The sequence below is a fragment of the Streptomyces sp. NBC_00986 genome (assembly GCF_045162565.1).
In the GTDB taxonomy this organism is placed as follows: domain Bacteria; phylum Actinomycetota; class Actinomycetes; order Streptomycetales; family Streptomycetaceae; genus Streptomyces.
Map to the genome: position 1 here is coordinate 10,649,038 of NZ_CP108733.1, position 24,144 is coordinate 10,673,181.

Consider the following 24,144-nt stretch of genomic DNA (forward strand, 5'->3'; position numbering starts at 1 on the left):
CGCCCGCGTTTTATCGGGTGCGGGTGAGTGCCCGCTACATCTCTGGAAGGCAGGGACCCTATGAAACGGGTTACCCGAAACGGTGTGATCGCCGTCGCCGCCGCATCCGGTGCGCTGGCCGCGGCGATGCCGGCGTTCGCGGATTCCGGCGCGGACGGTGCTGCGGCCGGTTCGCCCGGGGTGATCTCCGGCAACACCATTCAGCTCCCGGTCCATGTGCCGGTGAACGTGTGCGGGAACACCGTGAACGTGGTCGGGCTCCTCAATCCCGCCGCTGGGAACACGTGCGCCAACGAAGGCGGCGCGAAAGCGGACGGTGGCAGGCGGAGCGGCGGGAAGAACACCGGCGGACCGCACGGCGGTGCTGTCGCACAGGGCGGTGAAAAGGATTCGCCGGGTGTGCTCTCCGGCAACGGAGTGCAGCTCCCGATCCACCTCCCGGTGAACCTCAGCGGCAATTCCGTGAGCGTGGTCGGCGTCGGCAACCCGACCGTGGGCAACCACTCCGAGAACACCTCGGGCGACCACCCCCGCCACCCCGCGCCGCCGACCCCCGCGCCGCCCACACCGGCGAAGCCGCACCCCGGCCCGGAACCGATGACGGAGGTGAAGGGACACCCCGCCCGGCCCGCGGCCCAGGCGTCACTCGCCCACACGGGCGCCGACGGCACCGTACCGGCCGCCGTCACGAGTGCGGCCCTCCTCCTGGGCGGCGCCGCCCTGTATCGGCGCCACCGCCCCAGGGCGGGACGCTGACGCCGGTACCCGCACCAGGACGGAAGGCCCCACCGGCTACGCGACCGGTGGGGCCTCCGTCGTCCGGCGCGACATGGTCGTCGCGGAGGACGCCCTGTCCGCGGGCTTCGGGCAGCAGGCCGATGCCGATGTTCCAGTAGGGACAGGTCGGTGTACGGCAACTCCCGGCGACCGTAGGGGAGTTACTCGGACTGCTCCGCCGGAGCCCTGAGAAATGCGTGCGCCGCCTTGCGGAACGCGGTCAGCAGCCGGTTGTGCTCGCCGGCGCGGGTCGCGAGGGCGACGTGGCTCGGTTCGACGCCGTGGAGGGGGATCGGCGCGATGTCGGGGCGGATCGTCTGGCCGGGGCGGAGACCGGCCACGATGGCCACAGCCTGCCCGTCGGCGACGAACTCGAACTTGTCCTCCAGGGCCCGGATGACCGGACCCCCGGGTGCCGGTCGGCCGTCGGGCCGCGGGTCGATGCGCCAGAAGGCGGTCCAGGCCGGGTCCGCGCCGGGCATCTGGGGAAGGGGCTCGTCGGCGATGTCGTCCAGGGTGACGGACTCCTTGCCGGCCAGGCGGTGGTCGAGCGGCACGAGCAGGAAGCGGGGCTCGTCGTAGAGGATCGTGACGTCCAACTGGTCGGTGGGGAACGGCAGTCGGGCCACCACCGCGTCCGCCCGACGGTCGAACAGGGCCGTACGCACATCGTCGTAGGCCAGGTGTACGACGTGCACGTCGGCGTCCGGATGGCGGCGCCGCACCTCGCGCACCGCCGGGGTGACGAACAGGTTCGCCATGTACCCGACGGTGAGGCGACTGGGTTCCGCGGCGGCGCGGGTCTCGGCGGCGGCCTGGGCGGTGGAGCGCAGCAGTGCCTTGGCGCGCGGCAGAAAGACCTCGCCGGCCTCCGTGAGTCGGGTGCCCTGCGGGGTGCGGTCCAGTAGTCGGGCCCCCAACTGGTCCTCCAGGCGCCGGACTTGACGGCTCAGGGACGGCTGGGTGATGTGCAGCGCCTCGGCGGCACGGCCGAAGTGACGCTGCTCGGCGACGGCGATGAAGTACCGCACGAGACGCAGTTCGAGATCGGGCGCGGGAGGCAGGTCCGTCATGCCTGAAGTGTACGGCGTGTGGACTGCGGAGACTCCGGTGACAGGTGTTCTCACCTGCTGTGATGCCTGATCCGTATTGCTTCATGCGAAACAGGCTTTGGACCTGGAATCCGTGCCCGCCCACGATGGAACCACACCGCGCCACAGCACATCGCGGCGCAGGCTCACCCCATCTCATCGAAGGAACGCACCATGCGTGTTTTCGTCACCGGCGCCAGCGGCTTCATCGGCTCCGCCGTGGTCCGTGAACTGCTCGACGCCGGGCACACGGTCACCGGACTGGCCCGCTCGGACGCGTCCGCCGAGGCGCTGACCGCGGCCGGGGTCGCCGTGCACCGAGGATCGCTCGACGACCTCGACAGCCTGCGCGCGGGTGCCGTCGCGGCGGACGGGGTCTGCCATCTCGCGTTCATCCACGACTTCACGGACTTCGCCGCCAACTGCGCCACCGACCTGCGCGCCATCGAGACGATCGGTGAGCAACTCGCGGGCACCGACAAGCCGTTCGTCGTCACCTCGGGCACGCCCGGGCTCGCCGACGGGCGGGTGGCGACGGAGGAGGACCACGTCGAACCCGGGTCGTTCGCGGCGACCCGGCAGCCCTCCGAGATCGCGGCGGTCGCGCTGGCGGAGCGCGGGGTGCGGTCGTCGGTCATCCGGCTGCCCCGGTCCGTGCACGGCACCGGAGACCAGGGATTCGTCCCCCAACTCATCGGCGTGGCCCGGGAGAAGGGCCTGTCGGCGTACGTCGGTGAGGGTGCCGCCCGCTGGCCCGCCGTGCACCGGCTCGACGCGGCCCGGCTGTACCGGTGGGCTCTGGAGTCGGCCCCGGCGGGCGCGCAGTACCACGCGGTCGGCGATGAGGCGCTGCCGCTGCGTGAGCTTGCGGAGGTCATCGCCCGCCGTCTCGATGTTCCGACCGGAAGTGTGTCGCCGGAGCAGGCGGTCGAGCACTTCGGTTTCCTCGGGCTTGTCGCTTCGCTGGACTGCCCGGCGTCGAGCACGTTGACGCGGAAGCAGACGGGGTGGGAGCCGGTGGAGGTCGGGTTGATCGCCGATCTTGAGACGGGGCACTACTTCGGGGAGGCGTAGGGGACAGGACGGGCGCGGTCCGTTGTCAGTTGTCTGCGGGGCGGTGGGGGCTGGTCGCGCAGTTCCCCGCGCCCCTTTAGGGCGCTTACGGGCAAGGGGAGTTGACGCGCTGCTCGGCCTCCACGGGTGTCGACGGGAACGCGTGCCGGTGGCCCAGCGCGACCACGGTGAGTGCGGCCGCGACCAACGGCAGCGCCGTCCAGGGCAAGGCCCCGGCGCCCCACCTCGACAGTGCGAGTCCGCCGGTGAACGAGCCCCCGGCGATGCCCGCGTTGTACACCGTGGTCTGCAACGACGTTGCCACGTCGGCGTGTTCGGGGCCGGAGGCGGTGACGAGTGCGGTCTGGATCAGGGTCGGCGCCCCGCCGAAGGCAACTCCCCACACGGCGACGGAGGTCAGCAGCACCGCGGGGGAGTCGGCATACAGGCCGAGGACACACATGACCGCGACGAACAGCGCCGTCGCGCCCAGGAGTGTGGGCCGCGCCCACCGGTCCACGAGCATCCCGGTGGCCCAGATCCCGATGACCGTGGCGGCCCCGAACACCAGCAGGACGACGTCCGCACGGCCGTAGCCGGAGTGCGCCGCGAACGGGGCGACGTACGTGTACATCACCTGATGCCCCAGCAGCAGGAACAGCGTGACCGACAGGACGGCCGGAATCCCCGGGAGTACGGCGACACCCCTCAACGGGACGCGGGCGCCCGGGAGTTCACCGGGGAAGCCGGGGACCCGCAGTCGTATCCAGACCACCACCAGGACCGCGAGACCGGCCAGCATCCCGAACGCCGTGCGCCAGCCGACCGCCCCGGCGAGCGCGGTGCCGGCGGGTACGCCCAGGGAGAGGGCGAGGGTGATGCCGGCCAGCACGATCGCGATCGCCCGGCCGCGCCGTTCGACCGGCACCATCCGGGCGGCGTACCCGGCGAGCATCGCCCACATCGTGCCGCCCATGACCCCGGCGAGGAGGCGGGCGGTGAAGGTGACGGCGTACGACGGCGACAGCGCGACCACCGCGTTGGCGCAGGCGAAGCCCAGCAGCGTGCCGACGAGGACCGGGCGGCGCGGGAGCCCGCGCAGGGCCGCGGTGACCGGGATCGCGGCCAGGAAGGAGGCGACCGCGTAACCGGTGACGAGGAAGCCGACCCGCGCCTCGGAGACGCCGAGGGCCGGGGCCATCCGGGGGAGCAGACCGGCGGGGAGGAGTTCGGTCAGGACGGCGGTGAAGGCGGCCGTGGACAGGGCGAGGAGCCCGGACCAGGGCAGAGCGGTGCCCTTGGCCGGGGATGCGGTGGTCATGGGACCATGGTCGAACCCTCACATCAGTGTGAAGGCAAGCGAGCCCCGCGCCGGCACGCCGTTTCCGGAGGCAGACATGAAGATCGGCGAGCTCTCACGCCGCACCGGCGTCCCCACCCGTCTCCTGCGCTACTACGAGGAACAGGACCTGCTGCACCCCGACCGCACCGAGAACGGCTACCGCTCCTACGGCGAGCCGGCGGTCCGGGACGTCCAGCAGATCCGCGGCCTGCTGGACTCGGGGCTCACCACCGAGATGATCCGCGCGATCCTGCCGTATCTCTCCGGCCCGGACGAGATCCACGTCCCCGCCGACTGCCTCTCCCCGGAGACGGCCGCGCTGCTCAGCGACCACGTCGACCGGATCCAGGCCCGCATCGACTGCCTGGCCCGCAACCGCGACCGGCTGAGCGCGTATCTCGCGGCGGTACGGGCGGACGTGCCGGCGCGGGGCGCGTAATCCCGTTGCCGGGGTCGCCCGCGGATGTTGAAGTGAGCGTATGGATCACGTTTCGGTACTCGCCCTCCACGACCGCGACCTGCGCGAAGGCGCCCGACCCGACGGCCCCGGGTCCCGCGTCGAGCGGGTCGGCGGAGTGGTGCGCCAGGTCGCCGACGCGCAGGGCTGGAACGGCGTCCTGTGGTCGGACCTCGACGAGACGGACGCGGACGCGGCCATCGCCGAGCAGATCGCGTACTTCACCGCGCTCGGCCGCGACTTCGAGTGGAAGCTCTACGGCCACGACCTGCCGACGGATCTCGGACAGCGGCTGTCGGCGGCCGGGTTCACGCCGGAGCCGCAGGAGACCCTGATGATCGGCGAGGTCGCCGCACTCACCCTCGACGCCCAACTGCCGGACGGCATCCGCCTGTTGCCCGCCACCGACCGGGCCGGCATCGACCTCGTCGCGGACGTCCACGAGAAGGCCTTCGGCACGGACAGTTCCCGGCTCCGTGCCCGTCTGCTCGCCCAACTCGCCGCCGAACCCGACACAGTTGTCGCCGTCGTCGCCCTCGCCGGTGACGAACCGGTGAGCGCGGCCCGCATGGAACTCGTCCCCGGCACCCGGTTCGCCGGCCTGTGGGGCGGTGGCACCGTGGAGGCCTGGCGGGGCCGCGGCATCTACCGCGCCCTGATCGCCCACCGCGCCCGCATCGCCGCCGACCGCGGCTACCGCTACCTCCAGGTCGACGCCTCCGACCAGAGCCGCCCCATCCTCGAACGCCTCGGCTTCTCCCCGCTGACCACGACCACGCCGTACGTGTACGAGCCGTAGACCCGCAGCTCAAGCAGTTGATGTCACATCCGCGCCGACCCGATCCGTCGCACGGTCATGACGACGAACGCGCCCCATGACAACAGCCGGAGCATCCTCCTCGCCGGTGCCACCGGCGTCCTCGGCGGCCACATCACCAAGGCCCTGACCGACGCGGGCCACAAGGTGACCGGCCTCGGCCGAGGACCCGGCAACGGCATCCGCGCCGACCTCATGGACCGCGACGGGTTGCTCCGCGCGGTCGACGGACACCACTTCGACACGGTGATCCACGCCGCGACCGCGCTGCACAAGGCACCCTTGCGCCACCGCGACATGCACGCCACCGACGCCCTGCGCATCCAAGGCACCGCGCACCTCGTCGAGGCCGCGCGGGCCACCGGCGCCCGCCGTTTCATCAGCGAGTCGATGGTCTTCGGCTACGGCTACGGGGACTTCGGCACCCGCCCCCTCACCGAGGACGACCCCTTCGGCCCGCACGGCACCACACCGGAGCTGGAGAAACACATCGAGGGCATGCGCACCAAGGAGCAACTCACCTTCGAGGCGCAGGACTTGGAGGGCATCGCACTCCGCTTCGGCCTCCTCTACGGCCCCGGCGGCACCGACGCCCTGTTCCCCATGCTGCGCAGGCGCCGACTGCCCGTCCCGGACGACCACGGCCGGGTCCTGCCCTGGGTCGAACTCACCGACGCGGCCCGCGCGGTGGCCGCCGCCGTCGAGCGTGGGCGCCCCGGACAGGCGTACAACATCACCGACCGCACACCGCTCGGCTTCCGAGCCCATGTCCTGTGCGTGGCACGGGAGTTCGGCCTGCCGAAGCCTATGGCGGTACCCCTGTGGACGGTTCGGCCGATGGCGTACGCGCACACGGTGATGACCGGCAACCTGCGCGTGTCCAGCGCGAAGGCCGAGCGGGAACTGGGCTGGACGCCTGTGTACCCGTCCAGCGGCGACGGTCTCGCGGCGCTGCGCGCCGACTCCGTCAACTCGTCCTCGCGGTAAGGGCGTTCGGCTACGCCGACTGCGCCTGCCCCTCCCTGAAGAACGGAGGAACAGGCGCAGCGAAGCCGACCCGACGGGCCGGGCCCCGGATCGACGAGCGGAGTTTTGCTCGGTGAACAGGGTTCTCCGTGAGGAGAGTCGGGAGTGCGGGACGCGGGGATCGGGCGGCAGGCCCGCAGATGCCGGCCGCCGCCCGGTCTCACCCGTGACGCATGTCCCGCCTCAGGCTCAGCGGCGCGCCCTCGACCGGTCCAGCGCGGCGATACCGACCGCTGCCAGGCCGATCTGGATGAGCCACTCGATCCAGTCGATGCCCTTCGTGTCGGCGACCCCCAGGCCCGATGCGATCGCCGCGCCGATCAGCGCGGCCACGATGCCGACGACGATCGTCAGCAGAACGCCTATGTGCTGGCGCCCAGGGACGACGAGCCGTCCCAGCACGCCAATGATGATGCCGATGATGATGGCACTGATGATGCCCGAGATCTCCATCTCCGCCCCTCTTTGTCGATAGTCCTGCTCTCTTCATGTGCCCGCTGGACGCCAAGGCAGTCCGCCGGAGTTTTGTTGCCTGTTATTGCCGGGACTTTCTGTTCACCACCCCTTCATGCCATGTACCTTTCAATCGTTCAACGCGTGTAGAACTCCCCAACTACCGTTCTACGCGCGCAGATCAGGCGCCCGCACCGCACCCTTCCCCATCCCCTCATGGAGGTTCGTCGGATGCTTGGATCCAGAAGATCCCGCCGTAGACTCACCACCGCCCTCGCCGGCCTGGGGCTGTTCGTCACAGGGGCCGCCCTCCAGGTCACCACCACGGCCACGCCCGCGCACGCGGCCACCACCAACCGCGTCCTGTTCGACGACGGCCACGCCGAGGAGGCGGGCAACGCGGACTGGATCATCTCCACCAGCAAGCCCGACCCGCTGTCCCAGGACTCCTCCCCGTCCTCCGAGACCGACTGGACCGGGGCGCTCTCGTCCTGGGGCGTCGCCCTGCAGAAGACCGGCGACTACAGCCTGAAGACCGCCACCAGCGCGCTGACGTACGGCGGTTCGTCGACGACCGACCTGTCGAACTTCGACACGCTGGTCCTGCCCGAGCCCAACACGCTGTTCACGACCGCCGAGAAGACCGCGATCATGACATTCGTCCAGAACGGCGGCGGCCTGTTCATGATCTCGGACCACACCGGCGCCGACCGCAACAGTGACGGCGAGGACGCGGTCGAGATCCTCAACGACCTGATGACCAACAACAGCGTCGACTCGACCGACCCGTTCGGCTTCTCCATCGACACCCTCGACATCAGCTCCGGCTACCCCGCCGCGATCAGCGACAGCACCAACGAGGTCCTGAACGGCGCCTTCGGAACGGTCACCAAGAGCCTGATCGCCGACGGCACGACGGCCACCCTCAAGCCCGCCGACAACGCGAACGTCAAGGGCCTTGTGTACCGCAGCGGTTACTCCGGCAACACCGGCGCGTTCTTCGCGACCAGCACCTTCGGCAGCGGCCGCGTCGCCTTCTGGGGCGACAGCTCACCCATGGACGACGGCACCGGACAGTCCGGCAACACGCTCTACGACGGCTGGAACGACACCGGCGCGACCAACGCCGCCCTCGCCCTGAACGCCACCGCGTGGCTGGCCGGCGACGGCAGCAGCGGCGGGGGCGGAGGAGGAGGCGGTGGCGGCACTTGCACCGCCGCCCAACTGCTCGGCAACCCGGGCTTCGAGTCCGGCAACACCACCTGGACCGCCAGCAGCGGCGTCATCACCACCTCCAGCAGCGAGGCCGCCCGCACCGGTTCGTACAAGGCCTGGCTGGACGGCTACGGAACCGCCACCACCGACACCCTGTCCCAGTCGGTGAGCATCCCGTCCGGCTGCTCTGCCACCCTCAGCTTCTATCTACACATCGACACCGCGGAGACCACCACCAGCACCGCCTACGACAAGCTGACGGTCACCGCCGGCTCCACCACCCTGGCCACGTACTCCAACCTGAACGCGGCCTCCGGATACGTCCTGAAGTCCTTCGACGTCTCCTCCCTGGCCGGCACCACCGCCACCATCAAATTCACCGGTGTCGAAGGGTCCACCCTCCAGACATCCTTCGTCATCGACGACACAGCGCTGAACGTCAGCTGACGACGACCCGTGGGGCCCGGCGGCGGCCGGGTCCCACGGGTTCACCGGTTTACCGTGCCGCGACCGTCCGCTCCGGTGTGTTCCACCCGGAGACCCGCACCCGTGGCGCCGACCCGTGCAGATCCGCCGTCCGGTAGATCGCCGTCAGTGTCGTCGACTCCCCGGGCCACAGGCTCACTTCGTTGTCGGACCACCGCACCGGCAGTACCGGCTTGCCCGCCGAGTCTACGAGATGGACGTCGGTGAGGAGTGAAGGCGTCTTACCCTTCCCGGAGTTGCGCACCGTGACCGTGGTGGTCGAGGTGCCGTGCGGGCCCGCCTCGGTCGACGCCGTCGCCGAAACCGGCGCCTGTGCCATCGAGTTGAGCCCCTTGAGGTCGGCGTAGCTCGTCGTCGGCGTGTAGTACCAGTCGGTGTGCGCCCAGTCGAGCGTGTCGGGCTTGGCGGAGAGCCAGTACACGTTCCGGCTCACCTCCTTGCCGGACGCGTCGGTCAGGGTCAGCCGTACCAGGTACGTCGTCGACAGCCCGCGCACCGACGAGGGCGAGGGCAGGGTGAGCGCCGTACTGTGCGCGCCGCCGCCGGAGACCTTCACCCCGGGCACCTTCTTGTCGTACTTCCGCGTGCCGTCGGTGTTGAACAGGGTTGCACGGGCGGTGAGTCGGTGTGCGGAGGCGTTCCTGTTGTTCACCACGACGACCGAGCGGTTGTCGTACGAGTATTGGATGTGCAGCGGCTCGTTCGCCTTCTTCGCGCCGAAGTAGGCACCGCCCTGGTCGAGGTAGCGGTCCATCAACTGCCAGTGCAGGGAGGTCCATCCGCTGTTGAACATCCAGTAGACGACCCCGGTCGCCGGCTTCGAGGCGTCGGTGGCGTTGCGCTCGTACGCCTCGAACTGGGCCCGCACGTTCTCGTATTGGGCGAGCTGCGCCTTGCGGACGTAGTCGGTGAGGCTCGTCGGCGGGCCGTAGCGGCCGGTGAGGGCGTTGTCGTAGAGCTTGAGGGTGTTGAAGGTGGAGGACGGCGAGCGGTGGTACTGCTTGGCGCTCGGGTCCTTCCAGAGGGTGGCCAGTTCGGCCGGGCTCATCATGCGGAGCAGGGTGTCCAGGGTGGGGATGTCGGGGCCCGCGCTGGTCTCGGAGTTGAAGCCGGTGGCGCCGCCCTCGCGCTTGGCGTACCAGTAGTTGGGCGGGATCCAGTCGTAGGGTCCGGTCATCTTCATTCCCGAACTGCCGCTGACCGGCGAGGAGTTGTCGGAGGCGGCGGCGACCACCGGAGTCTTCCAGTCGGCGGCCTTCAGTGCGTCGAGGTACGTCTTCTCGATCTTCGCGTCAGGGGCGAAGTCGCTGCCGATGAGGAAGGAGATCACGCTCGGGTGGTCGCGCAGTCGGGCGGCCTCGGCGGCCATCGACGCCTTGGCGACCGGGTAGTCGGCGGCGGTCCACTTGTCGCCGGTCTCGTCCCCGTTGACCTGGCCCTCCCACTTGTCGCAGCACTCCCAGCCGGGGAGGGTGAGGATGCCGTAGCGGTCGGCCAGGTCGAAGAACTCGTCCGGCTCGATGTGCCCTTCCAGGCGGATGGTGTTCAGGCCCAGGTCGAGGGCGTACTTCAGGCGGTCCTCGACGTAGGTCCTGTCCCAGCGCAGGAACTCGTCCGGTGACCAACCGCCGCCCTTGATCAGCAACTTGCGGCCGTTGATGCGGTATTGGCGGTCGCCGGCGGAGTTCAGCGGGGCCTGCACGTTGCGGATGCCGAAGGTCTGGTGCGCGGTGTCGGATGGGGTGCCCGCTACGGAGGCGGTGAGGTCGAGGTCGTAGAGCGGCTGGCCGCCCATGCCCGCGGGCCACCAGACCCTGGGGGAGGCCAGGTGGAGGCCGAAGGTGACGGTCTTCGTCTCGTGTGCGGCGAGGGAGACCGTCTTCTCGAAGGTCGTCGTGCCGATGCTGCCCCTGACCTTCGTGGTGACGGGCGCGTTCGAGTCGTTGCGGGCTTGTGCCTTCACCGTCAGGTCCGCGGAGGCCAGCGACGGCACGGCCAGCTTCGTCACCACATGTGCGTCGCGCAGCGCGACCGGGCCGCCGCGGCGGACGAGGACGTCACGGACGATGCCCATGTTCTCGTCGGGCGGCGGCTGGAGCCAGTCGATCCAGCCCATGGTGAGGTTTTTGTTCGGGTCGTTGGGCCGGATGCGGAAGGCGACCGTGTTCGTGCCGGAGCGGACGAGCGAGGTGACGTCCAACTCATGTTGTGTATAAGCACCGTTGACGTCCGCGGCCTTGGCGATCCGCTTGCCGTTGACGTAGACGTCGGCCGCCGAGATCACCCCGCTGAAGTCGACGTAGGTGCGCTTGCCGGGGTCGGCGACCGTGAAGTCGCTGCGGTACCACCACGGCACCTGGAAGTCGGCCTTGGGGATCTTCTGCTGGTTGGTCGAGTAGAAGGGGTCCGGGTAGACGCCGTCGGCGATCAGGGCCGCGAGGACGGTCGAGCGCGCACCGGCCGGGTACCAGCCGGTCGCCGGGTAGCCGGGGGAGGAGACGGCAGTGGCGGAGTCGGTGACCTTGGCGGACGACTGGATCGCGTAGCCGGACAGCGGGGTGGCGGTCCCGGCGGTCGAGCGTACGGCGGTCACCGGGACCTGCTCGCGCTGCGGCGGGGACGACTCCCGGGCCCCCGCCCACGCGCCGGTGGTGAGGGAACCCAGGAGGCCCAGGGCGACTGCGGCCGTGGCGAGACGGCTTCTGCGGAGTGGAGGGACGGCGGGGCGGTGGAACACGGCGGTCTCCAGCCTCGTCAAGTTAGGAAGCTTTACTAACCGCACCAGAAGGTAGGGCGCCCGACGATGCCTGTCAAACACCTGTGTCCGTGAGTGAGTTGCTCAGGTCGCCGAGTGGCGCTTGAAGACGAGGTCCCGCGCGGTGCCGAGCGCGGTGGCCACGGCACCCAGCAGCACCGCGTCCTCGCCCAGTGCGCTGGGCACGATCTTCGGCCTGAGTGGAGTGAGTGCGCGGAGGTTCTCCCGCACCGGGCGCAGCAGCAGATCCACGCTGTGTCCGACTCCGCCGCCCAACACCACGAGGTCCGGATCGAGGACGGCCGCGGCGGCCGCCACCGTGTGTGCGATCCGCTCGCCCTCCAGCTCAACCGCCTTGATCGCCGCGGCGTTTCCCTGCCGGGCCGCGTCGAAGACGGCCTTCGCGGTGAGCTGTTGCCCGCTCATGCCGAATCTTCGGGCGGCCTCCACGACGGCCACCCCGGACACCGCGTCCTCCAGCGTCTCCGGCTTCTGCTGCCCCGGCCACGGCAGGAACCCGATCTCCCCGGCGCTGCCGTGCGCCCCTGTGAACAGCCGCCCCTCGCTGACCACGCCCATGCCGAGACCGGTGCCGATCATGATGTACGCGAACAGCCGGCTGCCCGCGCCGACGCCGTACGTGTACTCGCCGAGCGCCGCGAGATTCGCGTCGTTGTGCACCTCCAGCGGGACGCCCAGCTCCTCCCGCATCCGGTCGAACAGGCCGGCCCGGCCCCAGCCCGGCAGATGCATCGCGTACCGCACCCGGCGCCGCTGCTCGTCGTAGACACCGGGCGTGCCCACCACGGCGTGGACGACCGCGGCCGGTTCGACCTCGGAGTTCGCGACGACCTGGTGGGCGGTGGCGACCACCAGCTCGGCCATGGCGCCCGAACTGCGGGCCCGGTTGCGGACGTCCGCGCGGGCCACCACCTCGCCGTCCAGATTGGCGACCGCGACCCGCAGCCAGCTGCGCCCGACGTCGATCCCGAGCGCGTACCCGGCGGACGGGTCGGGGGCGTAGAGCACGGCGGTCCGGCCGCGCTCGGGGGCCTGCGTGCCGACCTCGTGCACGAGTCCAGCCTCCTCCAGTGCGGCGAGCGCGCTGGAGACCGTCGGCTTCGACAGGCCTGTCTCGCGGGCGAGTTGGGCGCGGGACGCGGCACCGGCGGTGCGCAGCCGGTCGAGCAGCAGCCGCGCGTTGGTACTGCGCAGTCGCTGACGACTCCAGGGCTGGTCCGGCCGCTCCACGACGTCACTGACGGGCATCGCATCATTCTCCGGTATCCGGGACAGCCTCTTGACGAGTCTAGTAAGGCTCCTTAACTTTATCGCCCAGTCACCCGCACCGGGCCACCCCGTCTCCCTCTCCCCGTGACAAGCCCCAGGAGTTCCCATGTCCGGTAGTCCGCCTCCCGGTAGCCCGCCCCCCGACGGCGGGTTCGTCCGCCGCGTCGGCCTCTTCCAGGCCACCGCCATCAACATGAGCCAGATGTGCGGCATCGGTCCGTTCGTGACGATCCCGCTGATGGTCGCCGCGTTCGGCGGCCCGCAGGCGGTCATCGGCTTCGTCGCGGGGGCGATCCTCGCGCTGGCCGACGGGCTCGTGTGGGCCGAGATGGGCGCCGCGATGCCCGGCTCCGGCGGCAGCTACGTCTATCTGCGCCAGGCCTTCCAGTACCGAACCGGCCGGCTGATGCCGTTCCTGTTCGTGTGGACGGCGATGCTCTTCATCCCGCTGATCATGTCGACCGGCGTGGTCGGCTTCGTGCAGTATCTCGGCTATCTGGCACCGGACTTGGGCAAGACGTCCGGCGACCTGATCGGCCTCGGCGTGATCGCCGTGGTGGTCCTCCTGCTGTGGCGCGGCATCGAGAACATCGCGCGCATCACCGCCGTGATGTGGGTGGTGATGATCGCCGCGGTGTTCCTGGTCATCGTGGCCGCCGCGAGCGACTTCAGCGCGCACCTCGCCTTCACCTACCCGGCGCACGCCTTCGACCTCGGCAGCGACAAATTCTGGCTCGGCTTCGCCGGCGGCCTGACCATCGGCATCTACGACTACCTCGGCTACAACACCACCGCGTACATGGGCGCCGAGATCAAGGACCCGGGCCGCACGCTCCCGCGCTCCATCCTCTTCTCCATCGTCGGCATCATGGCGATCTACCTGATGCTGCAGATCGGCACGCTGGGCGTCATCGACTGGCACCGGATGACGAACGTGAACGACATCGCCTCCACCTCGGTGGCCTCGGCGGTACTGGAGAAGACCTGGGGCAAGGGTGCCGCCGACACGGTCACCGTCCTGATCCTCATCACGGCCTTCGCCTCGGTCTTCACCGGCCTCCTCGGTGGCTCCCGGGTTCCCTACGACGCGGCCCGCGAACGCGTCTTCTTCCGCCCCTACGCCAAGCTCCACCCCAAGCACCGCTTCCCGATGCTGGGCCTGGCCACGATGGGTGTGATCACGGCGATCGGCTTCCTGATCGGCCGCCACACGGACCTGGCGACCCTGATCCAACTCCTCACCACGGTCATGGTCATCGTCCAGGCACTGGCCCAGATCATCGCCCTCACGGTCCTGCGCAAACGCCAGCCGGCCCTGCGCCGCCCGTACCGCATGTGGCTCTACCCCGTGCCGAGCATCGTCGCGTTCGTCGGCTGGTGCGTGATCTACGGCTACGCCGACAAGAACTCGCCGGGCCGTCACCCCATCGAGTGGTCCCTCGCCTGGCTGGCCCTGGGCTGCGTCGCGTTCGTCATCTGGGCCCGTTTCGAGAAGGTCTGGCCGTTCGGCCCGAAGGAGATCACGGAGGAGTACCTCACGGAGACGACCCCGGACCCTGAACCCGCAGGCGCCTAGGGCCTGTTGACTCAACCGGTCGCGGCCGGCACGTCCTCCGCGACATCGACGACGGAGCGCCCGTCGGTCACCACCCGCACAGTGTCGGTGGGCGCCCGCTCGTCCAACAGGCGTGCTCTACGGGCGCTGTTGGCGAGCTCGTGCTCCAACTCGCCACGTCTGTTGATCTGTTGAGGTGTTCGTCTCATGCGATGAGCAGCACCCGTGCGATCCGCAAGTCCCCCCAACGCCTGACGAAACTCTTCAGACGTTTCACTGAGCACGCTCACGTGGTTCGCGCACACGAGTCGCTGATACCTAGGTGTAGCGCAACTCCCCTACGTGGTGGCCAAGTTGGTCTCGCCGACCACCACCTGCCTCGCCTCCCGATGGGCAGTGCCTCCGCATGATCCATCCGAGCAGCGTGCCAAGCGATACTCGTGCGGTCGAACGATTTCGGGGAGGCGGGCCACGTGGAGGAATCGGCGCTCGGCGGAGGGGTGATCAACGTGGTCGTGCGGGTCGGGGAGACCGTACGACGCACTCCGCCCCCGGCGGAGCGGTCGCCCTTCGTGACCGGACTGCTCGCGCTGTTCGAGCGGCGGGGGTGGGCCGGGGCACCGCGCTTCCTCGGCGCGGACGAGCGGGGGCGGGAGGTGTTCCGGTACATCGAGGGCCGGGCGGCCGTCGGCCCCGAGGAACGGTCCGCCGCCCGCACCGACGACAGCCTGGTGCGCCTCGCGCAGCTCGTCCGCACGTTCCACGACCTGACGCACGGCACGCCGGAGGCCGGTGACCAGGACGTCGTCTGCCACAACGACCTCGCCCCCAAGAACACCGTCTACGACGGCGCGTGGCACCCGCTCGCCTTCGTCGACTGGGACCTCGCCGCCCCCGGCGAGCGCGTCCACGACGTCGCCCACGTCTGCTGGCAGTACCTGGACCTCGGCCCGGGCGTCACCGACGTGCCCGAGGCCGCCCGCCGGATCGCGCTGATCCGCGAGGCGTACGGCCTCGATGAACTCGACGGCGCCGACCGGCTCCTCGACACGGTCCTGTGGTGGCAGGACCGCTGCCGGCGAGGCATCGAGGCCGGTGCCGAGCGCGGGGAACGGGGCATGGCCGGCCTGCGGGCGAGCGGGGTCGTGGAGGAGATCCAGGACGCGTACGACTGGGTGGCCGCGCACCGCCGCGAGCTGGGCGCGTTGCTGCGCTGAGGCGTCGTAGAAGATCGGAATGAGTCGGACGAAGCCGCCCGCCTTGACATGCAGGTAACTGCCTGCATAACGTTGAGTGTGCGATCCGAACATGACTCAGGGATGGACGCGGTCTTCAAGGCCCTGGCCGACGAGACCCGCAGACGTCTGCTGGACCGGCTGCACGAGGAGAACGGGCAGACGCTCGGCGAGTTGTGCGGGCGTATCGACATGACCCGCCAGTCGGTGACCCAGCATCTGGCCGTCCTGGAGGCCGCCAACCTGGTCGGCACGGTGCGGCGCGGGCGGGAGAAGCTGCACTACCTCAATCCGGTCCCGCTGCACGAGATCCAGGAGCGCTGGATCGACAAGTTCGAGCGCCCGCGCCTGCGCGCACTCGGGGCCCTGAAGCGACGAGCCGAGGAAGCCATGACCGACAAGCCGACATTCGTCTACGTCACCTACATCGCGAGCACCCCCGAGAAGGTCTGGGACGCGCTCACCGACGCCGACCTGACCGCCGCCTACTGGGGCCACAGCAACGTCTCCGACTGGCAGCCGGGCTCCCGTTGGGAACACGTGCGCACGGACGGTTCCGGCATCGCCGACGTCGTCGGCACGGTGGTCGAGAGCGAACGCCCGACCCGCCTCGTGACCACCTGGACCTCACCGGAGAACGAGGGTCAGGAGGACACGTACTCCCGCGTCACCTACGACATCCGGCGCCACGAGGACATCGTGCGCCTGACCGTCACCCACGAGGACCTCGCGGACGAGGGCGAACTGTCCGACGTGTCGGGCGGCTGGCCGGCCGTGCTGTCCAACCTGAAGTCGGTTCTCGAAACCGGCAGCCCCCTCCCGCAGGCGCCCTGGCTGGTGCCGGGCGACCACTGAAGGGGGCGTGGCTTCCTTCCGGATTCCTGCGGCTTGTCCCGGGGGTCGGTCTCTACGGTTTGGGAGTGCTCCGCGCCGCCGTACCGGCACACACCAGGCCCATCAGCACGGCCAGTCCGCCGATGATGACGTTGTTCAGGATGACGCCCTTGTCGGGGTTGGTGCCGACGATCCACGGCGAGACGATCATCCAGACACCCAGGGCGCTCATCGCCCAGCTGAGGCCGTACATGCGTTCCGGTGCCCTGGTGAACCCGAGGGCCAGCAGGCCGATCGCGATGCCGACGATCAGGTTGTGCGGCACGAGCGCGGGCTGGCTCGTCGTGTAGTGGAGTATCCACGGGGACACGGCGCAGTACAGACCGAGGAGGAACACCGGTCCGTCCACGAGCGCCACATCGCGTCCACCGAGCATGCGGGCGTAGCGCGCCTGCATTTCGGAGACATCAGGGTGGCTCGCTATGTCACCTCTGGTGTGCGAGACGTTGGCCATGACTCGTCTCCTTTGACTTCGCTGGCCTGACCGCGTCTGGTGCGGTATGCGGCAAAAGCCGCCTATCTCCATAGTGCTCTTATTTCGCCTTTATGTGTAGTGGTCAGCCTGTTCGTCGCCCTGGAGGCGGCGGCGCAACTGGTGGAGCCCACGTCGGGCGTGGCTCTTGACCGTCCCGAGCGGCCAGCCGGTGCGCCGCGCGATCTGGGTCTGGGTCAGGTCCTCGTAGTACGTCAGCCGCAGGACCCGCTGCTGCGGTGCGGGCAGCCTGGCCAGCTCACCCAGGACCAGGACGCGGTCGAGAACCGTCTCGGGCTTCCGGGCGACGGGATCGACGAGGGCGAGCGACGAGCCGGCAGCGGCCGCGAGGTGCAGGCGACGGGTGCGGGCGGACAGCGCGTCGGCGATCCTGCGCCTGGTGATGCCCACGATCCAGCCGCCGATCGCGCCGCGCTCGGGACGGAAGCCCCGCCGCCCGCACCACACCCCGAGGAATACCTGCTGCGTCACGTCCTCCGCTTCCTTGGCGTCCCCCAGTGAGCGCCGGGCCAGGGCGTGCACCAGCGGCGACCAGCGGTGATACACGGCGGCCAGACAATCCTCGTCGCCTGCCACCAGCCCCCTGGCCAGCTCCTCATCGGTGAGCGAGTCCGTCGCGGGGCTCGGGCGGACGGCGCCGGGCTGCGGGCTCATGGCTACGGCTCCTCACGCGTCGGACGGCGACTGTCCGGTCATCGTGGGAGCCGGGGATCAAGGCCATCAACTCGCATCGATTGTGCGTCGTATAGTCACCGGATGAGCGAATTGCCCGCCGACGGGTCCGCGGCGAACGGGTCCGCGGGCGAACTGCCCCTGACGACCGGTGCGTTGGCCCGCCGACTGGGCGTGGCGCCGACCACGCTGCGGTCCTGGGAGCGTCGCTACGGCATCGGGCCCGCGGTCCGCGCCGAGGGGCGGCACCGGCGCTGGACCCGGCGGGACGTGGCGCTGCTGGAGGAGATGTGCCGGCTGACCGCGTCGGGCGTGCCCCCGGCCGAGGCGGCACAGGTTGCGAAGGGGGCGGCCGGTTCGCATGCGGAGCTCGTGCCCGGACGGAACGGGACGTCACAGGCCCCCGGCGCCCTGCCCCTCGGAGACGTGCGCCAGGAGTGCCGAGGGCTGGCGCGCGCCGCCGTCCGGCTCGACGCGCCCGCCGTCGAGCGTCAACTGGCCGATGCCGTCGGCCAGTACGGCATCGTCGTCGCCTGGCAGGAGGTGATGGTGCCGACCCTGCACGCGGTGGGACGCAAGTGGGCCTCGTCCGGGGACCGTTACGTCGAGGTGGAGCACCTGCTGTCCTGGCACGTCTCCACCGCCCTGCGCCGACACACCCCGCTTCCCGGGCGACAGGTGGACGTCTCGCCCGTCGGGCCTGTCGTGCTGGCCTGCGTGCCCGGCGAACAACACACGCTCCCCATCGAGGCGTTCAACGCCGCACTGGGTGAACTCGGCCTGCCCACAAGGATGTTCGGCGCCGCCGTACCCGCCGAGGCACTCGCCGCGGCGGTACGGCGGCTGGGACCGGCGGTGGTCGTCCTGTGGGCGCAGGCACGCTCCACGGCGAGCCCGCCGCTGGCCCGGCACCTCGCCGACATCCGCTGGGGAGTGAGAGGGGCGTGGAGACACCCCTCGGTGATGCTGGCCGGTCCCGGTTGGTCCGGCGCATCGACGCGGGGATCGATCCGGCCGGTGACCCTGATGGACGCCGTGGACATCGTTTCGGAGGTGTACGGGGCGCAGCGCTGACGGGAGGCCTCAGTCACCCGCCCGACCTCGCCTGAACCGCGTGAGCCCGTCGGCGAGTTCGACGATCGGATCCGGATAGTCGCCGAGCGCCGCCCGCTCAAGTCCCTTGAGTTTCCACGGCTCGTGCACCAACGGTCCGTCCACCTCGGCGAGTTCGGGCACCCAACGGCGGACGTAAGCGCCGTCCGGGTCGTACCGCTTCGCCTGAGTCACGGGATTCAGTACCCGGTTGGGACGTGAGTCGGTGCCGGTGCCCGCCATCCACTGCCAGTTGAGCTGGTTGTTCGCCACATCGCCGTCGACCAGCAGGTCGAGGAAGTACCGGGCGCCGACGCGCCAGTCGACGTAGAGCGTCTTGGTGAGGAAGCTGGCCGTCAGCAGCCGTCCCCGGTTGTGCATCCAGCCCTCGTGGAGCAGCTGGCGCATCGCCGCGTCGATCAGCGGATAGCCGGTGCGGCCCTCCTTCCAGGCCGCGATGTCCTCGCCGGCCGTGCGTGCGGACCGCCAACGGTCGTGTTTCGTACGGTAGTCGGCGCCCGCGGCCGAGGGCCGGGCCGCCAGCACCTGGCGGTGGAAGTCCCGCCACGCGAGCTGCCGTACGAAGGCCTCGGCTCCCGGGCCGTCCGACTGCCGTGCCCGGTGGACCAGTTCGACGGGGGAGAGGGTGCCGAAGTGGAGATGGGGCGAGAGGCGGGAGGTGGAATCGGCGGCGAGGGCGTCGTGCAGGTCCTCGTACGACGCGATGCCGTTGCGCAGCCAACGGCCCAGCATCTTGCGGCCGTTGGTCTCCCCGCCGGTCGCCAGGCCGGGCGACAGCCCAACGATGCTGGTACGGGTGGGCAGTTCCTCGGAACCGACACCGTCCGGGACCCGCACTGTGCGCGGTGCGGCGAGCGGGGCGCGCAGGTGCTCCCCGGACCAGTGGCGGAAGTACGGCGTGAAGACCGCGAAGTGGTCCGAGGAGGCCGGAGTCACCGCGCCCGGGGCGACGACCGTGGTCACGTTGTCGTGGACGTGCAGTCGTCGCCCCTCCGCCTCCAGTGCCTGCCGCAGCCGCTGCTCGCGCCGCCGGGCGTAGTCGCTGACGTCGGCCGCCATGTGCACCTCGTCGGCGTCCGTCTCGGCGGCGACCTTGCACACCTCGTCGACGACGTCACCGGACCGGATCACCAGCCTGCCGCCCCGCTCGCGCAGGCCGGTGTCGAGGTCGCGCAGACAGTCGGCGAGGAACGCCAGCCGGTTGGGCGCGGCGAACCCGGCGTCCGTCACGCCCCGGTCGCGGACGAACAGGGGGACCACCACCTGGCGGGCCTCGGTGGCGGCGCGCAGCGCGGGCTGGTCGTGCAGGCGCAGATCGGCGGTGAACAGGACGACCGAGACGTTCATGGTGCGCACTCCGTGAGACGGGAAAGGGGGTCGTGAGGTGCTTCCGGTCCGGCGCGCCCGGCGGATGCGGCTGTCACCCGACGGGCGTACGCGCTCCCGGAGCCTTCCCGCCGCCGAGGAACTTGGCATGTCGGCGTCGATCGGGGGCAGGTGGACAGGTACGACGGTCCCCGTGGGGAGCCGAGGAACGATGCTGGAGGTGTCTGCGGACATGGGCGCGAAGGTGTTGAAGCGGTTTTCGGCGGGGGCTCCGCGCGGATCATGGCCTGCCGAGGAGTTCGCGGCCCGGCGCCGCGCCGAGGGTGAGCCCGCCAGGGTCGTCATGGACCTGAAGTCCGACGCGTTCCTCGTGGTGGTTCCGATGGGCGACGAGGACTGACCGTACGGCCACAGTCTCAGGCGAGAGGGCTGTCGCCTCAGGCGATGCCCACCGCCTCAGGCGGGTGTTCCGCTCAGCTCCCGTGCTCGCCGTACGAACGCCTCGTGCAGATCCCCGGCCGCCTGCGGTACGGAGTCCGCGCGGCGGCGGCGCAGCATCAGCAGGACGCGGGCCGTGTCGCCGGCGATCGGCCGGTAGGTGATCGCGCCGAGCCGCTCCAGCGGGTCCCCGACCACGCTGAAGTCGGGCAGGACCGTCGCCCCGAGCCCCTCCGCGACCATGAGCTTGCCCATCTCGGCGCCGTCGGTCGAGTACGCGAAAGCGGGACCCCGACCGTCGAGCAGCCGGTGGACGTAGCGGTGCATCACATAGCCGGACCGCATACCGATCAGCGGCTCGGTGAGTAGGTCGTCCACACTCACGGTGGGCCGGGACGCCAGCGGGCTGTCGGGGCGCATGCACACCACCGGCAGCCCGGACAGCAGCTCGGTGGACTCGAAGTCGGCCGGCATGTCGTCGCCGTCGAGGTGATTGACCAGCCCGAGATCGAACCCGCCCTCCGACAGCGCCCGGTGGATGTCGGTCTGCTGCGCGCCGACCACCTCGACCTGGGTGAGCGGATGCGAGGCGCGGAACTCGCGGACGACGGGCAGCAGGAGCGGCACGGTCGCCGCGTTGACCGTGCCCACGCGCACCATGCGGCTGATCCGGTGCTGCTCGCCCGCCGCCGCCCGCAGCCGGTCCACCGCGTCCAGCACGTCGACGATCTTCGGCAGCAGCTCCCGCCCCTCCGCGCTCATCGTCGCGCCGGACCGTTTGCGCTCCAGGAGGTCGACGCCGAGTTCGCGTTCGAGATTGCGCACGGTCTCGCTCAACGCGGGCTGCGACAGGCGCAGTTCCTCGGCGGCCCGGCGCAGGGAGCCGAGCCGGGTGACGGCCGCTATGTATTCCAGCTGTTCGGTGCGCATGCCCGCAGAATGCGGCGGATTTCCCGGGCTGTTCAAGGGTTTCCCTGTCACACGTTCGTGAAATTCAATGGTCCGCGATACGAGACCGGTCGGGTTTTCCTTGACGGTCCCCGCAGGCGGCTGCCACGATCGACGGCATGATGATGCGACTGGACCTCACGCGGCGACGCCATGTCGACCTCGCGCGCGTCTCCAGCGCCTCCTGTTGCACCGCGGCCTGATCCCCGTCACCTCCGTCCTGTGATCCGCCGCCCTCTCTCCTTCCCCGCCTGAATTCCGTCCTTTCGCACGTCGTCTTGCGTGCCCGGAATTCGGCGCGCCCGGAACCGCATTCCGCAACAGGAGTTCCGCATGCCCGCAGAGCCCGTGAAATTCGCCTACTGGGTCCCCAACGTCAGCGGGGGACTCGTCACCAGCAAGATCGAGCAACGCACCGACTGGGGCTACGAGTACAACCGTGAACTCGCCGTCCTCGCCGAGAACAACGGCTTCGAGTACGCGCTCAGCCAGGTCCGCTACATGGCCAGCTACGGCGCCGAGTTCCAGCACGAGTCGACCAGCTTCAGCCTCGCCCTGCTCCTAGCCACCCAGCGACTGAAGGTCATCGCCGCCGTCCACCCCGGCCTCTGGCACCCCGGCGTCCTCGCCAAACTCGGCGCCACCGCCGACCACTTGTCGAACGGCCGCTTCGCCGTGAACGTCGTGTCCGGCTGGTTCAAGGGCGAGTTCACCGCCCTCGGCGAGCCCTGGCTTGAGCACGACGAGCGCTACCGCCGCTCCGAGGAGTTCATCCAGGCCCTGCGCCAGATCTGGACCGAGGACCACACCGAACTCGCCGGTGACTTCTACCGGTTGCGCGACTTCTCCCTCAAGCCCAAGCCCCTCAACACGCCCGAACGCCCGCACCCGGAGATCTTCCAGGGCGGCAACTCCACCGCCGCCCGCGCGATGGCCGGCCGCGTCTCCGACTGGTACTTCTCCAACGGCAAGGACTTCGACGGCGTCACCGAGCAGCTCGCCGACGTACGCCACTCCGCTGCCCAAGTCGGCCGTACCGCACCGAAGTTCGGCCTCAACGGCTTCCTCATCGCCCGCGACACCGAGGCCGAGGCCCGCGACACGCTCCGGGAGATCGTCGCCAAGGCCGACCGCGAGGCCGTCGAGGGCTTCGGGGCCGCGGTGAAGCAGGCCGGGCAGTCCTCGGCCGACGGCAAGGGCATGTGGCAGGACTCCACGTTCGAGGACCTCGTGCAGTACAACGACGGCTTCCGTACGGGACTCATCGGGACCCCGGAGCAGATCGCCGAACGGATCGTCGCCTACAAGAAGTTGGGAGTCGACCTTCTCCTGCTCGGCTTCCTGCACTACCACGAGGAGGTGGAGTACTTCGGCAAGCGGGTGCTGCCGCTGGTGCGTGAACTGGAAACCCAACTCCCGGACAGTGAGGCCGAGTCGGTCTCCGTGCACGCCTGATCGCCCCCACTGCGAAAGAGGTCACGCGCATGAGCACTGTCACGCCCGCCGACTGGCAGACCCGCCCGGCCCCGCAGTCCGCCCAGGACTGGATCGCCCGCGCCGTCGAGGTCGCCGCCCTCCTCGACACCGACGCCGCCGCCCGCGACCGGGCCGGCGCCACCCCGTACGCCGAGGTCCAACTCCTCAAGGACTCCGGCCTCGTCACCCTGCTCGGCCCCACGGAGCACGGCGGCGGAGGCCAGGACTGGCCCACCGCCTACCGCGTCGTCCGCGAGATCGCCAAGGCCGACGGCTCCATCGGCCAGCTCCTCGGCTACCACTACCTGTGGAACTGGGCCGCCCGTCTCGTCGGCACCCGCGAACAGTGGGAGCACGTCGAGGCCGAGGCCGCCCGCAACCGCTGGTTCTTCGGCGGCGCCGTCAACCCCCGCGACAAGGACGTCACCGTCACCGAGGACGGCGACGACCTCGTCTTCACCGGCCGCAAGTCCTTCTCCACCGGCAGCAAGGTCTCCGACGTCACCGTCCTCGAAGGCGTCCTGGAAGGCACCGACCAGCACGTCTTCGCGATCGTCCCCTCCGACAGCGAGGGCCTGACCTTCCTCGACGACTGGGACAACATCGGCCAGCGCCTCACCGAGAGCGGGGGCGTCATCCTCGACGGCGTCCGTACCCCGTGGTCCTCGGCGGCCGGTTACGTCGACAAGGAATTCCGGCCGCGCACCTACAACACGCTCAACGTCCCCACCATCCAACTCGTCTTCGTCAACTTCTACTTGGGCATCGCCGCCGGCGCCCTGGAGACGGCCGCGACCTACACCCGCACCAAGGCCCGCTCCTGGCTCCACGGCGGCTACGAACGCGCCGTCGACGAGCCCTACGTCATCGACACCTACGGCGACCTCACCGCGAAGCTCTGGGCGGTCGAGGCCCTCGCCGACACCGTCGCCGCAGAGGGACAGCGACTGCACGACGACCCCGACGCCGTCACCGAGAAGACGCGCGGCGACTTCGAGGTACGGGTGGCCGCCGTCAAGGCACGCGCCACTGATGTCGCCCTGGAGATCGGCAACCGCATCTTCGAGGTCACCGGCGCCCGCTCTACCGCCACCTCGGAGGGCCTCGACCGGTTCTGGCGCAACGTCCGCACCCACACCCTGCACGACCCCGTCGCCTACAAGCGGCGCGAGGTCGGCCGCTGGGTCCTCGATGGCGAACTGCCCGAACCCACCTGGTACTCCTGACCGAAC

Annotated in this window: 24 protein-coding genes; 14 read left to right on the top strand and 10 right to left on the bottom strand. The window is 70.1% G+C overall.

The features are described from left to right. The first annotated feature begins 84 nt into the window (after positions 1-84). On the top strand, positions 85-756 hold the full coding sequence (locus OG504_RS47955) for a chaplin (RefSeq protein WP_405995461.1): 672 nt from the start codon (positions 85-87) through the stop codon (positions 754-756). 182 nt (positions 757-938) lie between these two features. Here the strand turns inward: OG504_RS47955 and OG504_RS47960 are convergent, their stop codons facing one another. After that, positions 939-1,850 (bottom strand): LysR family transcriptional regulator, encoded by a 912-nt coding sequence (locus tag OG504_RS47960; RefSeq protein WP_405995462.1) that lies wholly within the window; start codon positions 1,848-1,850, stop codon positions 939-941. A gap of 192 nt (positions 1,851-2,042) precedes the next feature. Here OG504_RS47960 and OG504_RS47965 point away from each other — a divergent pair, with 192 nt between their 5' ends. Next, on the top strand, positions 2,043-2,942 hold the full coding sequence (locus OG504_RS47965; RefSeq protein ID WP_405995463.1) for an SDR family oxidoreductase: 900 nt from the start codon (positions 2,043-2,045) through the stop codon (positions 2,940-2,942). Positions 2,943-3,027: 85 nt separating this feature from the next. Here OG504_RS47965 and OG504_RS47970 read toward each other — a convergent pair whose 3' ends face one another. Beyond that, positions 3,028-4,242, bottom strand: coding sequence for an MFS transporter (locus tag OG504_RS47970; protein WP_405995464.1), 1,215 nt, complete (start codon positions 4,240-4,242; stop codon positions 3,028-3,030). A 76-nt stretch (positions 4,243-4,318) separates the two neighbouring features. Here OG504_RS47970 and OG504_RS47975 point away from each other — a divergent pair, with 76 nt between their 5' ends. The 3 genes from OG504_RS47975 to OG504_RS47985 are packed head-to-tail and all read left to right on the top strand — an operon-like array spanning position 4,319 to position 6,524. Then, complete coding sequence (locus OG504_RS47975; protein WP_405995465.1) at positions 4,319-4,702, top strand: MerR family transcriptional regulator; 384 nt, start codon at positions 4,319-4,321, stop codon at positions 4,700-4,702. Positions 4,703-4,742: 40 nt separating this feature from the next. Then, positions 4,743-5,519, top strand: a complete 777-nt coding sequence (locus OG504_RS47980; RefSeq protein ID WP_405995466.1) for a GNAT family N-acetyltransferase — start codon at positions 4,743-4,745, stop codon at positions 5,517-5,519. A 57-nt stretch (positions 5,520-5,576) separates the two neighbouring features. Continuing rightward, entirely contained in the window at positions 5,577-6,524 is a 948-nt protein-coding gene (locus tag OG504_RS47985; protein ID WP_405995467.1) for an NAD-dependent epimerase/dehydratase family protein, read from the top strand. A gap of 228 nt (positions 6,525-6,752) precedes the next feature. Here the strand turns inward: OG504_RS47985 and OG504_RS47990 are convergent, their stop codons facing one another. Beyond that, complete coding sequence (locus OG504_RS47990) at positions 6,753-7,016, bottom strand: GlsB/YeaQ/YmgE family stress response membrane protein (protein ID WP_019057177.1); 264 nt, start codon at positions 7,014-7,016, stop codon at positions 6,753-6,755. A 231-nt stretch (positions 7,017-7,247) separates the two neighbouring features. Here OG504_RS47990 and OG504_RS47995 point away from each other — a divergent pair, with 231 nt between their 5' ends. Then, positions 7,248-8,678: a hydrolase gene (locus OG504_RS47995; RefSeq protein WP_405995468.1), complete on the top strand. Its 1,431-nt coding sequence runs from the start codon at positions 7,248-7,250 to the stop codon at positions 8,676-8,678. Positions 8,679-8,727: 49 nt separating this feature from the next. On the opposite strand, the gene OG504_RS48000 is transcribed toward OG504_RS47995, so the two are convergent. Both OG504_RS48000 and OG504_RS48005 read right to left on the bottom strand, forming a co-directional pair. Continuing rightward, positions 8,728-11,454, bottom strand: a complete 2,727-nt coding sequence (locus OG504_RS48000) for a glycosyl hydrolase 2 galactose-binding domain-containing protein (protein WP_405996608.1) — start codon at positions 11,452-11,454, stop codon at positions 8,728-8,730. 102 nt (positions 11,455-11,556) lie between these two features. Next, positions 11,557-12,741 (bottom strand): ROK family protein, encoded by a 1,185-nt coding sequence (locus OG504_RS48005; protein WP_405995469.1) that lies wholly within the window; start codon positions 12,739-12,741, stop codon positions 11,557-11,559. Between the two features lie 127 nt (positions 12,742-12,868). On the opposite strand from OG504_RS48005, the gene OG504_RS48010 reads away from it, so the two are divergent. After that, positions 12,869-14,338 (top strand): APC family permease, encoded by a 1,470-nt coding sequence (locus OG504_RS48010; RefSeq protein WP_405995470.1) that lies wholly within the window; start codon positions 12,869-12,871, stop codon positions 14,336-14,338. Positions 14,339-14,349: 11 nt separating this feature from the next. Here the strand turns inward: OG504_RS48010 and OG504_RS48015 are convergent, their stop codons facing one another. After that, the gene (locus OG504_RS48015) at positions 14,350-14,526 is read right to left on the bottom strand and encodes a hypothetical protein (protein WP_405995471.1); all 177 of its coding nucleotides are present in this window, start codon (positions 14,524-14,526) and stop codon (positions 14,350-14,352) included. A gap of 231 nt (positions 14,527-14,757) precedes the next feature. Here OG504_RS48015 and OG504_RS48020 point away from each other — a divergent pair, with 231 nt between their 5' ends. Both OG504_RS48020 and OG504_RS48025 read left to right on the top strand, forming a co-directional pair. After that, positions 14,758-15,534 (top strand): phosphotransferase, encoded by a 777-nt coding sequence (locus OG504_RS48020; protein WP_405995472.1) that lies wholly within the window; start codon positions 14,758-14,760, stop codon positions 15,532-15,534. Positions 15,535-15,636: 102 nt separating this feature from the next. Next, a complete protein-coding gene (locus OG504_RS48025) occupies positions 15,637-16,407 on the top strand; it encodes an ArsR/SmtB family transcription factor (protein ID WP_405995473.1) in 771 nt (256 codons plus the stop codon). Between the two features lie 52 nt (positions 16,408-16,459). On the opposite strand, the gene OG504_RS48030 is transcribed toward OG504_RS48025, so the two are convergent. Together OG504_RS48030 and OG504_RS48035 are read right to left on the bottom strand one after the other, a co-directional pair. Further along, positions 16,460-16,900: an SPW repeat protein gene (locus OG504_RS48030; protein WP_398994788.1), complete on the bottom strand. Its 441-nt coding sequence runs from the start codon at positions 16,898-16,900 to the stop codon at positions 16,460-16,462. Between the two features lie 90 nt (positions 16,901-16,990). Further along, positions 16,991-17,593 (bottom strand): sigma-70 family RNA polymerase sigma factor, encoded by a 603-nt coding sequence (locus OG504_RS48035; protein ID WP_405995474.1) that lies wholly within the window; start codon positions 17,591-17,593, stop codon positions 16,991-16,993. Positions 17,594-17,695: 102 nt separating this feature from the next. Between OG504_RS48035 and OG504_RS48040 the strand changes: the two genes are divergently transcribed. Then, positions 17,696-18,685 (top strand): MerR family transcriptional regulator, encoded by a 990-nt coding sequence (locus OG504_RS48040; RefSeq protein ID WP_405995475.1) that lies wholly within the window; start codon positions 17,696-17,698, stop codon positions 18,683-18,685. A 9-nt stretch (positions 18,686-18,694) separates the two neighbouring features. On the opposite strand, the gene OG504_RS48045 is transcribed toward OG504_RS48040, so the two are convergent. Continuing rightward, positions 18,695-20,071, bottom strand: a complete 1,377-nt coding sequence (locus OG504_RS48045) for a cryptochrome/photolyase family protein (RefSeq protein ID WP_405995476.1) — start codon at positions 20,069-20,071, stop codon at positions 18,695-18,697. A gap of 190 nt (positions 20,072-20,261) precedes the next feature. Here OG504_RS48045 and OG504_RS48050 point away from each other — a divergent pair, with 190 nt between their 5' ends. Continuing rightward, positions 20,262-20,450, top strand: coding sequence for a hypothetical protein (locus tag OG504_RS48050; protein WP_033280720.1), 189 nt, complete (start codon positions 20,262-20,264; stop codon positions 20,448-20,450). 56 nt (positions 20,451-20,506) lie between these two features. Here OG504_RS48050 and OG504_RS48055 read toward each other — a convergent pair whose 3' ends face one another. Further along, positions 20,507-21,418, bottom strand: a complete 912-nt coding sequence (locus tag OG504_RS48055; protein WP_390162628.1) for a LysR family transcriptional regulator — start codon at positions 21,416-21,418, stop codon at positions 20,507-20,509. 143 nt (positions 21,419-21,561) lie between these two features. Between OG504_RS48055 and OG504_RS48060 the strand changes: the two genes are divergently transcribed. The 3 genes from OG504_RS48060 to OG504_RS48070 all read left to right on the top strand — a co-directional run bounded on the left by OG504_RS48060 (position 21,562) and on the right by OG504_RS48070 (position 24,138). Next, complete coding sequence (locus OG504_RS48060; protein ID WP_351520955.1) at positions 21,562-21,639, top strand: putative leader peptide; 78 nt, start codon at positions 21,562-21,564, stop codon at positions 21,637-21,639. A 130-nt stretch (positions 21,640-21,769) separates the two neighbouring features. Then, positions 21,770-22,891, top strand: coding sequence for a dimethylsulfone monooxygenase SfnG (gene sfnG, locus OG504_RS48065; protein WP_405995477.1), 1,122 nt, complete (start codon positions 21,770-21,772; stop codon positions 22,889-22,891). 29 nt (positions 22,892-22,920) lie between these two features. Next, the gene (locus OG504_RS48070; RefSeq protein WP_405995478.1) at positions 22,921-24,138 is read left to right on the top strand and encodes an acyl-CoA dehydrogenase family protein; all 1,218 of its coding nucleotides are present in this window, start codon (positions 22,921-22,923) and stop codon (positions 24,136-24,138) included. The last annotated feature ends 6 nt before the right edge of the window (positions 24,139-24,144 follow it).

What these genes read in the sequence shown, in the direction of transcription:
- OG504_RS47960 (WP_405995462.1), bottom strand. Translation starts at nt 1,850, where the DNA reads ATGACGGACCTGCCTCCCGCGCCCGATCTCGAACTGCGTCTCGTGCGG.
- OG504_RS47965 (WP_405995463.1), top strand. Translation starts at nt 2,043, where the DNA reads ATGCGTGTTTTCGTCACCGGCGCCAGCGGCTTCATCGGCTCCGCCGTG.
- OG504_RS47970 (WP_405995464.1), bottom strand. Translation starts at nt 4,242, where the DNA reads ATGACCACCGCATCCCCGGCCAAGGGCACCGCTCTGCCCTGGTCCGGG.
- OG504_RS47975 (WP_405995465.1), top strand. Translation starts at nt 4,319, where the DNA reads ATGAAGATCGGCGAGCTCTCACGCCGCACCGGCGTCCCCACCCGTCTC.
- OG504_RS47980 (WP_405995466.1), top strand. Translation starts at nt 4,743, where the DNA reads ATGGATCACGTTTCGGTACTCGCCCTCCACGACCGCGACCTGCGCGAA.
- OG504_RS47985 (WP_405995467.1), top strand. Translation starts at nt 5,577, where the DNA reads ATGACGACGAACGCGCCCCATGACAACAGCCGGAGCATCCTCCTCGCC.
- OG504_RS47990 (WP_019057177.1), bottom strand. Translation starts at nt 7,016, where the DNA reads ATGGAGATCTCGGGCATCATCAGTGCCATCATCATCGGCATCATCATT.
- OG504_RS47995 (WP_405995468.1), top strand. Translation starts at nt 7,248, where the DNA reads ATGCTTGGATCCAGAAGATCCCGCCGTAGACTCACCACCGCCCTCGCC.
- OG504_RS48005 (WP_405995469.1), bottom strand. Translation starts at nt 12,741, where the DNA reads ATGCCCGTCAGTGACGTCGTGGAGCGGCCGGACCAGCCCTGGAGTCGT.
- OG504_RS48010 (WP_405995470.1), top strand. Translation starts at nt 12,869, where the DNA reads ATGTCCGGTAGTCCGCCTCCCGGTAGCCCGCCCCCCGACGGCGGGTTC.
- OG504_RS48015 (WP_405995471.1), bottom strand. Translation starts at nt 14,526, where the DNA reads ATGAGACGAACACCTCAACAGATCAACAGACGTGGCGAGTTGGAGCAC.
- OG504_RS48025 (WP_405995473.1), top strand. Translation starts at nt 15,637, where the DNA reads ATGGACGCGGTCTTCAAGGCCCTGGCCGACGAGACCCGCAGACGTCTG.
- OG504_RS48030 (WP_398994788.1), bottom strand. Translation starts at nt 16,900, where the DNA reads ATGGCCAACGTCTCGCACACCAGAGGTGACATAGCGAGCCACCCTGAT.
- OG504_RS48035 (WP_405995474.1), bottom strand. Translation starts at nt 17,593, where the DNA reads ATGAGCCCGCAGCCCGGCGCCGTCCGCCCGAGCCCCGCGACGGACTCG.
- OG504_RS48040 (WP_405995475.1), top strand. Translation starts at nt 17,696, where the DNA reads ATGAGCGAATTGCCCGCCGACGGGTCCGCGGCGAACGGGTCCGCGGGC.
- OG504_RS48045 (WP_405995476.1), bottom strand. Translation starts at nt 20,071, where the DNA reads ATGAACGTCTCGGTCGTCCTGTTCACCGCCGATCTGCGCCTGCACGAC.
- OG504_RS48050 (WP_033280720.1), top strand. Translation starts at nt 20,262, where the DNA reads ATGCTGGAGGTGTCTGCGGACATGGGCGCGAAGGTGTTGAAGCGGTTT.
- OG504_RS48055 (WP_390162628.1), bottom strand. Translation starts at nt 21,418, where the DNA reads ATGCGCACCGAACAGCTGGAATACATAGCGGCCGTCACCCGGCTCGGC.
- OG504_RS48060 (WP_351520955.1), top strand. Translation starts at nt 21,562, where the DNA reads ATGCGACTGGACCTCACGCGGCGACGCCATGTCGACCTCGCGCGCGTC.
- sfnG (WP_405995477.1), top strand. Translation starts at nt 21,770, where the DNA reads ATGCCCGCAGAGCCCGTGAAATTCGCCTACTGGGTCCCCAACGTCAGC.
- OG504_RS48070 (WP_405995478.1), top strand. Translation starts at nt 22,921, where the DNA reads ATGAGCACTGTCACGCCCGCCGACTGGCAGACCCGCCCGGCCCCGCAG.